The sequence below is a fragment of the Flavobacterium sp. genome (assembly GCF_025352015.1).
GTDB lineage: Bacteria > Bacteroidota > Bacteroidia > Flavobacteriales > Flavobacteriaceae > Flavobacterium.
The window spans coordinates 41666-51737 of sequence record NZ_JANXUG010000008.1 but is presented as its reverse complement, the minus strand read 5'-3'; the positions used below and the strand labels follow the sequence as shown (position 1 = coordinate 51737).

The window sequence follows — 10072 nt, the reverse complement described above, 5'->3', positions numbered from 1 at the left end:
GATATATAAAACCATACAAGGAATTACCCATCTAAATTCAAATAATTTCACAGCTAAAAAAGAAAACAATAAAATACTTATGAAGTGAAAAATTATAATAACTTTATTTTGATTTATGATTTCCTCATTAATTGATATGTTCTTAATTTTTTTTATTACAAATGAAAATAATAAAACTATGAATAAAAAGTACATAAATCTATAACTTGTGTAGATTGCTTTTATTGTCATTCGTATCATTTGTTTAGCATACAATTTTGGTTCTTTAATCAAAAGTTCAAATTGATTTTTAGGAAAAACAAAGTTTGGATTTTCTTTTTTAAAAATTATTACTTCTTGAGTTGAAATCCATTTTGTAGTTGGTATTTTATTTGAATCCCAAAACTTTGCCATTAAATAATTACGCTGAAACCAATTGACACCAGTTTCTTTTGCAATTTCTTTTACATCTAATACTACAGTGTGCTTTTGTACTATCGGCAAAATATTAATTACACAAAAGAAAAGTACTGATGAAACTACTATTGTCAAACTAGTACGGCAAAAAATGGATTTTGAACCTAAAATTAAAAATAATGAAATAAATAACGAAATTATTAAAACCATAGCAGTTGGTCTGGTTGCCATAGCTAAACCTAAAAACGAACCTACTAAAACAGATTTTGAGTTACTTAAATTAATTTTATTTAGGCTGATACTTTCTACTATCATTAGAAACCCTGCAATTAAAAAACAAAAAGATAAAAAATCAGATGTTCCCATAAAAAGCTGATTTGTTATCAAAATAGCGCAAACAAACAGTGAAGATTTATATAGTTTTTCTATAAAACCATCTTTAAGATTATTTATTTTTTTGATAAAAAACTTAATCAATATAATTGCACATAATAAAGATACTAGCCTTGTTGAAATTTTAGGATTGTTTAAAAAAAAATTAAAACAAGAACTTATAAAAATGTATGGTTGAGAAGGCGTATAAAATAACTTTTTTAAAGTGAGGTTTGAAAGTTGATATACATTGTATTCGTAAAATTCATCAGCATTGGAGCCTTTATTAAAAAAATAAAAAAAGAAATTTTTTATAAAATAAACTAAATTTAGAATCGCAAAAATTACAAATAAAGAAAGGCTTGTTTTCTTCTCATTTAGAAACGCTAATCGGGCAATGTTTTTTTTTATTATTTCAATCATGGTTTAGAATAGTTTTAATAACATTTTTGGTGTCAAGCTCATAAAACATAGGCAATCGTAGTAAACAATCCGAAAAAATATCTGTGTTTTTTAATATTGAACCAATGTATTTAGCTTTAAAAAAAGGACTTTTATGAAGACTAATGTAATGAAATACAGCATGAACTGAATCTTTTTTTAATTTATTTATTAGAACTTGTCTTTGTTCTAATGATTCACATATAACATAGAACATATGACCATTATTTGTAGCATAATCAGGTATAAAAGGGATTTGGATATTATTATTAGAAGCCCATACAATTAATTGTTCATAATATTGATTCCATATCGTTTTTCTAACTTTTTGAATATCTTCAATGTTTTCTAATTGCGCCCAAAGAAACGCAGCCATAATTTCTGAAGGCAAAAAACTTGACCCAATATCTACCCAACCATATTTATCAACTTCACCTCGAAAAAAGGCTGACCGATTTGTTCCTTTCTCCCAGATGATTTCTGCTCGATCAGCAAATTTTTCATCATTGATCACTAACATTCCTCCTTCGCCCGAAATTATATTTTTAGTTTCATGAAATGAAAATGCAGCTAAATGTCCTATAGAACCTAAAGCTCTTTCTATACCATCTTTCCCAGTATAAAAACTATCAATAGCTTGGGCTGCATCTTCAATGACAAACAAATTATAATCTTTTGCTAAACTCATTATCTTGTCCATATTACATGCAACACCAGCATAATGCACTGGTATTATAGCTTTTGTCTTTGTAGTAATGAGTGCTTCTAGTTTGTCTTCGTCAATGCCAGGATGATCACTTCTACTATCAGCAAAAATAATCTTTGCACCACGCAAAACAAAAGCATTGGCAGTAGAAACAAAAGTATAAGATGGCATAATAATTTCATCGCCTTCTTTGACATTAATCAAAATGGCTGCCATTTCAAGCGCATCTGTACATGAGGTTGTTAATAAACATTTATTAAACCCATATTTTTTTTCTAAAAATGACTGACACAATTGTGTGTAATAACCATTGCCCGAGATTTTACCTCTAGCAACAGCATCTTCAATATATTTTGTTTCTTTTCCTGTGGAATAAGGTTTGTTAAAAGGTATCATTTATCTAATAAACTTTGCTGGATTTCCAAAGTATAATCCACTAGTTAAAATATTATTTACGACAACAGCTCCACCACCAATTTGAGTGCTAGGAGCAATATTTATATTATCTATTAATGTAGCATTTATGCCAATAATTGATAGTTCTCCGACTTTTACAAAACCAGCAATAGCTACTCTAGGCGATAAGAAGCAATGTTGAGCAATAGAACTATGGTGGGAGATTGAACAATTAATGTTAACAATAGTGTTACAATCTAACGTTACATGGGCATCAATAATACATTTTGGATAAATTATGCAACCTGGACTAATTTTGACAGTTTCATCTATCCAACATGTTGAATGAATTAGTTTTCCAAAAGGAATTTTATTTTCAAATTTATTATAAACTTCTTTTTTAAAATTTAGATGTTTGTATCCAATTCCTATTAGCAATTCATCAAAAATATTATTTTTAAAAGCGACTTGAACATCTATTATTTTTCCTAATACTTTATGCCCAGCAATTTCTGTATTTGTTATAAAGTCATCAAAAAAAACAACTTTATTATAATGATTATCGACAATGGCATAGTGTGCTATTTGTTGTCCTAAATCTCCTGCGCCAATGATTGCTAATGTCTTTTTCATTACAAATTTATTTTGCTTTTTATAGAAAACATTGGTCTTTGTTTTACTTCTTTATAAATTCTTCCAACGTATAAGGATACAATTCCTAAAAAAAATAATTGAAGACCAAAACCAATAATAATTGCAGCAATTATTGATGGCCAACCCGATTGGAAATGAATAAAAAAGATTTTTAAAAGTAATAAAACAATCAATCCAAGAAAACCAATAATTGAGATTACAATCCCAAATTTAACCGCCATTTTAAGTGGTAATTCTGAAAAATCGAAAATTGCATCAAAAGCTAATTGCATTTTTTTCTTAAAATTAAACTTTGTTTTTCCAGCAAATCGGTCTCTTTGTTCAATTTCTATGGTTTTCCAATTTTTTGATATATGAATAAAAATTCCTTCTATAAATCGGTTTGATTCTTGATATTTTAAAAATTCTTCGGCAAAACTTCTGTTAAAAATTCGCATAACGGCTATCCCTTTTGGAATTTCTAATCCAGTAAATTTATTCAATGTACTCCAAAAGATTTTGGAAAATATTTTATTCAAAAAAGTGTCTTTTTTTTCAGATCTAATTCCCCATACTAAATCATATCCTTTTTCAATTTCGTCAACAAACCTTGGGATTTCATTTGGTGGATCTTGCAAATCTGGATCCATATAAAGCAAAAAATCTCCTTTTGCATGAGCAATACCTGCCGAAACTGCTGCTGCTTTTCCTTGATTATAAGAAAAAACAACAAGCTTAATTCTATCATTGTTTATTGCCTGTTCGGTTATAATTGCGACCGTTTTATCTTTACTCCCATCGTCAACAAAAATATACTCATAGTCCAACGGAAGCTCGTCTAAAACAAGTTTAGTCTCTTTAAGAAATTGCAAGATCACTTCTTCCTCGTAATAAACTGGAACCACTAATGAAAGTAATTTTTTCACTATTTATAAATAATTTAGAATTTGTTTTAAATCCATTATAGCACAATTATAATTCGGAAAATAATTTTCTCTGTCAATAAGTAATGTTTTCATTCCCAGCTTAAGTGCTGGTTCCATATCTAACTTAATAGAATCACCAATATAAAGAATATTTTCAGGAGCGATAGAAATTTTTTCTAAAGCTTTAGTATAAAATTCAATTGATGGTTTAGCAATTCCAACTTCTTCCGAAACTAAAATAGTGTTAAAGATTGGACTAAAAAAATCGTTTAATTTTTCTTTTAAACTAGAATTAAAATTAGATATAATTCCCATTGGCAAACTAATTTGAGATAGCACTTTGGTATCTTCAAATTTTTCCCATGGTAAATAAGAACAACTGGAAAAAATGGCTTCTAGAATTGATTCATTGGGCAATATTCCTTGTGAATAAAGCAACTCTGAATTAAATTCATTATAAAACTTTTTACTTGTTTTATCTGGAAAATGAATAATTTCTGAAAGTAATTTGTGCTTGAGTTTCAGTTCATGCAATGCTACATCATATCCATATTTGTTTAAAACTTCTGAAATAACAGTATACAATTTCGGCTTATACATGAGTGTGCCAGAAACATCAAAAAGTATGTATTGAATTTTTGAATCCATTTAATAAAGTATAGGATTGGAAGTTTTATTATTTAACGCCTCAAAATTAGTTGCGCCTTTATAAATTACATCTAAATAAATTCTTGTAGCGATTCCGTTTATAGTAGCAACGGGATCTGGTTCTTGATTATATAAATATTCCTGAAGAATGTATTTCACATCTTGAAAACCTAAATTGTGACGGATAGAGTTTGTGCCCGATATTCTTCCGTTTACTTCAAATGGAAATATAGCTCCATTTTTATCGATGATGCTTTGGAGATTGAAACTAGCTCTTACACCTCCCAAATCAATTATTTTTTTTGCAATATCCTCAAAAACTTTATTATAATTATTATTTACTATAGTTTGCGAGGTAGTTCCGTTTTCTAATTGTCGTTCCATTGAAAATAGTCCATGTAATTTTCCTTTTTTAGTAACATAAACTGCCGTAGTAATTTCTATTCCTTTATGAAAAGGCTGAATGATGTATTCATCGTTTAACTGTTGAGGATTTTCAGGATTTAATATGATTCCTCTTGAGCCTCTACCCTCTCTAGGTTTAGCAATATATTCTTCACATGAAAAATCAAAATCTTTTGGAAGCCATGACTTGGCAAACGGAATATTATTTTCATAAAAGCACTTATAGGTCAAATATTTGTCTAAAAATAATTTAGCAATGGTAGCATCAGAGGCTACAATTGTTGCATTTATCTTTTTATGATTTAGCGCTAAATAATAAACTTCGTAATCTGTAGAAGGAATTATTAAATCTATATTTTCATTATCAATTATTTTATTTATTTCTGAAACATACTCTTTATCAAAAGCATACGGAACTAAATGAGTACTATCGCAGAGATAGTTTCCTGATGAAAATTCAGTAACGTTACACCCCACAATTTTTACAGGCCAATGTAACGAATTTATATTTCTTAAAATTCCTTGACCAACATTACCGCCAATTCCGGTAACTAATACAGTTTTTGAATCCATTGAATAACTTCTTGGATTGATTCATTAAATGAATAATCTTGATTAATTTTTAAAATATTTTTTGTGAAATTATTATTATAATTAAAACTAGTGGAAGTATCTTGTGCCAAAAAAATAATTTTTACATCCTGAATACTTTTAACAATCATTTGCGCCACTTCTAGATTAGAATAGGATTGACTATTAACTGCCAATAATTTTATTTTATCTGGATAATGAATAGCTTTATAAAAATATTCAGAAGCTTCATCTGCACTAATGTAATTTTGTTTTCGACTTCCGTCTCCAAAAATAGTAATCTGTTTATTTGATATAGCATCATAAATTATTTTTGGCAAAAAACTATTGTTTTTCATTCCAATCCCATAAAGTGATGATAGGCGAATTGTAACTCCTCCTCCAACATGATTTGCAACTATTTGCTCTGCCCAAAGTTTAGAAAAAGCATAACTACTGTAGGGTAAAACAGGACTTATTTCAGTAACTATGGCAGCATTTATTTCAAAAACAGCTACTGACGAGGCATAAATTATTTTTGAATTAGTAAAAGTGTTTGAAACTGTTTTAAGTAGCTTTATATTAGTGTGAAATAGTGAATTTATAGTTGTTATATCTTCTTTAAAACTTATCGCAGCACTTATGTAATAGATGATTTTAAAATCTATATCTGTTTTTAAAAAATCATCTATTTGAATTAAATTAATTTTATTTTTGATTGCATCAATATTAAGATGGTAAACTTGAAAAACAGCATAGTCTTTAATCAATCTTTCATAAATAGCCTGTCCTAAAATACTATTTGCACCAACAATGGCTATGTTTTTATTATTACTCATTTATATTTTTTAAATAGTTTAAACAACTATTCTATTCTTGGTTTGTTAAAAAACAAGCTAAACCAACCTACTATTCTACCTAAACTCTCGGTAAAAGCCTCTTTTCTTTTAGTTGTGGTAAATATATTGGAAAATCTTATTAGTAGCAACAATAACGAAATGGTATTCCATTTAAGTTTAGCTTTCATAGAAGGATTTGGATATTTTACTCGCCAAACATACCATCCGTTTCTGATTACCATTTTACCATATTTGTATTTATTTGGTCTACCCGACTGGTCATGAAAATGTGATAATTTCGCATCTGTTGTTATTACGTTTTTTCCAAATTTTTGAGCTCTTATACTAAAATCTGCATCTTCATAAAGACCATATCCTTCAAAAAAATGGGAAAATTTTATGTGATTAAAAATATTTTTTCTAAATGAAAAAGACATCCCAATGAGCAAGTCAACCTCGTGGGTTTGTCCATTTAACGGAAAACCACAAGTTCTTCCATGTGAATATTGAGGCATTTTTCCTGGACCCAAATTTGATTGTAACCCTAAAAAATTTCTAACTATGTTTCGTACTCCTTCTGGGTATACATATCCTTCTAATTCATAGTATTTATAGTGAGAATATTTTGTGTTGGATAGTTTTTTGAACCAATTGTTTTCGTTAATAGCTATACCCGCAACACCAGTTATTGATACATTGTTTTGAAAGGTTTTTATAATTTCTTCAAAATAATTAGGTTCTAAAACAGTATCATCATCCAAAAAACAAATAATTCCCATATCGTTTGTCACTTTTGAAACGCCAAAATTTCGTTGTTTAGTTAACCCTCGTTCTTTATCAGAAACCAAAAAATAATTTAAATTTTTAAATAAATTTTTGCTTAAAATATTTTTTGTTTCAGAATTCGTGGAGCCATCAATTATCAAAATTTCGTTAGGATAAAGTGTTTGTAGTTTCACTGAATTTAATAAATTCAATAAAGAAACTGGACGCATAAAAGTGCATATTATCAATGTAAACTTCATTTATTTTGCTCCTTTAAAACGTTAGCCCAATAGACACTTCTATTCCATTTTTGCTGGAATGTCTTATAGTAAAAAAATGGATTTAAGTAAAAACTTCGATTCAAATTTTTTATAAACAACATGGATTTATAATTGGATAATTGCTCATTTGTATCATACATTAATCTATATAACATCACTGTTGGCGATGGTTTTGGCTGAATTTTATCATCTTTCCATTTAAAAAAAGGCTTTGTTCTAAAACCTCCAGTTGGTGCTTTGAGATGTAAAATTTTTAAAGATGAAATATACATTATATCAAAACCCTTATTTCGTAATTGCATACCAAAATCAGCATCTTCTCCAAAACCAAATTCAAATCCCATATTAAATTTCAAATCCATTATAGCCGAAGTTTTTACAAAAGCATGTCCAGCACCAAAGACAGGAAACTGTTTTGGTGGCTGGGAAACGATTATTTGTGATTTTAAATGACAAGCTACCAAGAAAATTTCATTTCCAGTTGACTGAAATGTTTGCATTACTTTATTTATCATGTCATTTTCAAAAACAATATCATCATCAGCCATAAAAGTAAATTCACTTTCCAATAAAGCGAGACCAATGTTTCGGGCATTGCATGCACCAGTTTGGTGGGTAAAATGATGTTTTATAATAAAAGGCCATTTTTGATTTTCAATAAATTTTAAGTCAGATTGACTATTCTCCTCTGGATTTTGTTCGATTATGATAACATTTTTGGGTAGATAAGTTTGTAAAGTTAAATTGTTAAGAACATTCAAAAGATATTCTTTTCTGCCAACTGTTGGAATTAATACATCAATAGTACCAAGTTTAATAATTTGTTTATTTGATTCTAATGGTATTTGATTCAGCAATTCAGGATTAAATTTCCTTTTGTTAGAAAATAATGAACCTAGAAATGGTAAAACAGGAAATGTCCTTTCGTAAAGCAACAAATTAAAAAACAAAAGAAAAATCCATCTTGTTCTATAATGCTGTTTTGTGAATTTGAAAAGTTCAAAAAGTGTGGCATTTATAGAATCTATTTTTTGACTTTTTTTAATAAGTAATTTAGGTTGAGAATAACAAAATAAACCATCTTTCATCGCTCTCCTTGCAAAGGAATTGAGAAAATAATCAAAATTGTTTTCAACTTTTAAATCCATTTTACATGCATTTAAAACAGAAGCATGAACCGCTCCAACAAAACTACTCATCTGCCAAGTGGCATATTTTACCTTCTTGTTAACTTTAATAAATGGCGAATCCTCTATATAACCTATTCGTCGATCAAAGTAATTATTGGAAGATGGACTATAAGAAAACAATAATTTTTTGTGTTGAAATAATTTCTCTATTTCCGTTACATTTAAATTATTTTTTTCGCTTTCGTGACACCAAACTAATATTTCATCTTTAAATTTATCCGCAAAATAAAGCAATAAGGATACAATATTTTGATTTGGTTCAAACGAAATAATACCAGTTTCAATTGAAACAATGCTTGTTATTTTTGATTTATTGTGGTAAAAAACAATCATCGCTTTTTATTTTTCAAAGTATTATCATAAAAATTAAAGCTTTGATTAGCTATTACTTCAATACTGAATTTTTGCGCTACTTTTTTCCTAGATTCTATGCCAAACTGATTTCTTAACGATGAGTTTTCGAGAAGTTCTACTATTTTTTTTGCAAATAATTTATGCTCTTTTGGGTCAACTAAAAATCCATTTACACCATCGTCAATAACTTCTTTTGACCAGCCAATATTGGAGGCAACAATTGCCTTTTGCATTGCCATTGCTTCTATCCAAGATACTGGTAATGCTTCTGCAAATGATGGAAAAACACAAACTGCTGCGGAACTGATATGCGCCTTTATTTTATCATAGGAAACGCTCCCCAAATAATATACATTTTGAATGGCTGCTTTATCAAATAGTAATTGCATCATTTGCCAAGTAGATGTATTTCCCGAAATAATATCCGAAGCATCACGTCCAATCAAAATTAATTTTGCTTGATTATTGTGCTTGTATACTTCGTTGAAAATAATAGGTAATTCTAAAAGTCCTTTTTTTCTGATTAAAGTACCAAAATAGAGAATTGTATTTTCTTGAATTGGAATTTTTTCATTAAAAGTAAACTTATCAATATCAATACTATTGGGAATTATAGTAAAATCACGTTGCAGTTCAAATAGTTTTCGGGTCAAATCTGCCGCATAATGACTTACTGAAAGAAGAGCATCAGCATTTTGTAAAGCTTTTTTTTCGTAAAATTTATTTAAAAACTTTACAGGTCGACTTTCTAAATGACAAAAATAAGTATCCGACCCATTTAATCGAATAATTACAGGACATTTTGGATTTATATTTGATGTAATTCCTGTCCAATCTGGAGCTTCAAGGATGTCAATTTTGTCCATTTTGACCAATTTATTGATTAACCTCTGAATCTTTATTTGAGTAAGAATTCTAGAAAAACCTTTAAACTTAACATTTTTAATTCTATAATAGGATATAGCATCCTCTTCAAAAAATTGATTAACTTTTTGATCATAAACTAAAACTGTAACTTCGTGTCCCGCAGACGTTAATCCTTTGGATAAATTTAATATACTAGTACCTATTCCCCCTGAAGAACCCATTTTTGGATGTGGAAATTCTGGGGTTATAAAAGCAATTTTCATATTGTAGAATGTATTGTGAA

10 protein-coding genes are annotated in these 10072 nt (G+C 28.6%); all 10 read right to left on the bottom strand.

Annotation, left to right across the window (positions count from 1 at the left end; translation table 11 throughout):
- Positions 1-762: hypothetical protein (locus Q0Q96_RS00745; protein ID WP_293870298.1), on the bottom strand; the 762-nt coding region annotated here is incomplete at its 3' end.
- A 421-nt stretch (positions 763-1183) separates the two neighbouring features.
- The gene (rffA, locus tag Q0Q96_RS00740) at positions 1184-2311 is read right to left on the bottom strand and encodes a dTDP-4-amino-4,6-dideoxygalactose transaminase (RefSeq protein ID WP_293870296.1); all 1128 of its coding nucleotides are present in this window, start codon (positions 2309-2311) and stop codon (positions 1184-1186) included.
- On the bottom strand, positions 2312-2944 hold the full coding sequence (locus Q0Q96_RS00735; protein ID WP_293870294.1) for an acetyltransferase: 633 nt from the start codon (positions 2942-2944) through the stop codon (positions 2312-2314). It lies immediately after the preceding gene.
- Positions 2944-3870 (bottom strand): glycosyltransferase family 2 protein, encoded by a 927-nt coding sequence (locus Q0Q96_RS00730; protein ID WP_293870292.1) that lies wholly within the window; start codon positions 3868-3870, stop codon positions 2944-2946. Before Q0Q96_RS00730 ends, Q0Q96_RS00735 begins: the two co-directional genes overlap by 1 nt.
- 3 nt (positions 3871-3873) lie before the next feature.
- Positions 3874-4518, bottom strand: coding sequence for an HAD-IA family hydrolase (locus Q0Q96_RS00725; RefSeq protein ID WP_293870290.1), 645 nt, complete (start codon positions 4516-4518; stop codon positions 3874-3876).
- Positions 4519-5496 carry an ATP-grasp domain-containing protein gene (locus Q0Q96_RS00720; RefSeq protein ID WP_293870288.1) on the bottom strand — a complete coding sequence of 326 codons (978 nt, stop codon included), beginning with the start codon at positions 5494-5496 and terminating at the stop codon, positions 4519-4521.
- Positions 5475-6332 (bottom strand): NAD(P)-dependent oxidoreductase, encoded by an 858-nt coding sequence (locus Q0Q96_RS00715; protein WP_293870286.1) that lies wholly within the window; start codon positions 6330-6332, stop codon positions 5475-5477. The genes Q0Q96_RS00720 and Q0Q96_RS00715 overlap by 22 nt, the downstream gene beginning before the upstream one ends.
- Positions 6333-6358: 26 nt before the next feature.
- The gene (locus Q0Q96_RS00710; RefSeq protein ID WP_293870284.1) at positions 6359-7357 is read right to left on the bottom strand and encodes a glycosyltransferase; all 999 of its coding nucleotides are present in this window, start codon (positions 7355-7357) and stop codon (positions 6359-6361) included.
- Entirely contained in the window at positions 7354-8901 is a 1548-nt protein-coding gene (locus tag Q0Q96_RS00705) for a glycosyltransferase family A protein (RefSeq protein WP_293870282.1), read from the bottom strand. Before Q0Q96_RS00705 ends, Q0Q96_RS00710 begins: the two co-directional genes overlap by 4 nt.
- Complete coding sequence (locus Q0Q96_RS00700) at positions 8898-10052, bottom strand: glycosyltransferase family 4 protein (RefSeq protein WP_293870280.1); 1155 nt, start codon at positions 10050-10052, stop codon at positions 8898-8900. The genes Q0Q96_RS00705 and Q0Q96_RS00700 overlap by 4 nt, the downstream gene beginning before the upstream one ends.
- Positions 10053-10072: the final 20 nt, after the last annotated feature.

Excerpts from the sequence above, each read along its gene's own strand:
- Q0Q96_RS00735 (WP_293870294.1), bottom strand. The coding sequence starts at position 2,944 with ATGAAAAAGACATTAGCAATCATTGGCGCAGGAGATTTAGGACAACAA.
- Q0Q96_RS00710 (WP_293870284.1), bottom strand. The coding sequence starts at position 7,357 with ATGAAGTTTACATTGATAATATGCACTTTTATGCGTCCAGTTTCTTTA.
- Q0Q96_RS00700 (WP_293870280.1), bottom strand. The coding sequence starts at position 10,052 with ATGAAAATTGCTTTTATAACCCCAGAATTTCCACATCCAAAAATGGGT.
- rffA (WP_293870296.1), bottom strand. The coding sequence starts at position 2,311 with ATGATACCTTTTAACAAACCTTATTCCACAGGAAAAGAAACAAAATAT.
- Q0Q96_RS00715 (WP_293870286.1), bottom strand. The coding sequence starts at position 6,332 with ATGAGTAATAATAAAAACATAGCCATTGTTGGTGCAAATAGTATTTTA.
- Q0Q96_RS00725 (WP_293870290.1), bottom strand. The coding sequence starts at position 4,518 with ATGGATTCAAAAATTCAATACATACTTTTTGATGTTTCTGGCACACTC.
- Q0Q96_RS00705 (WP_293870282.1), bottom strand. The coding sequence starts at position 8,901 with ATGATTGTTTTTTACCACAATAAATCAAAAATAACAAGCATTGTTTCA.
- Q0Q96_RS00720 (WP_293870288.1), bottom strand. The coding sequence starts at position 5,496 with ATGGATTCAAAAACTGTATTAGTTACCGGAATTGGCGGTAATGTTGGT.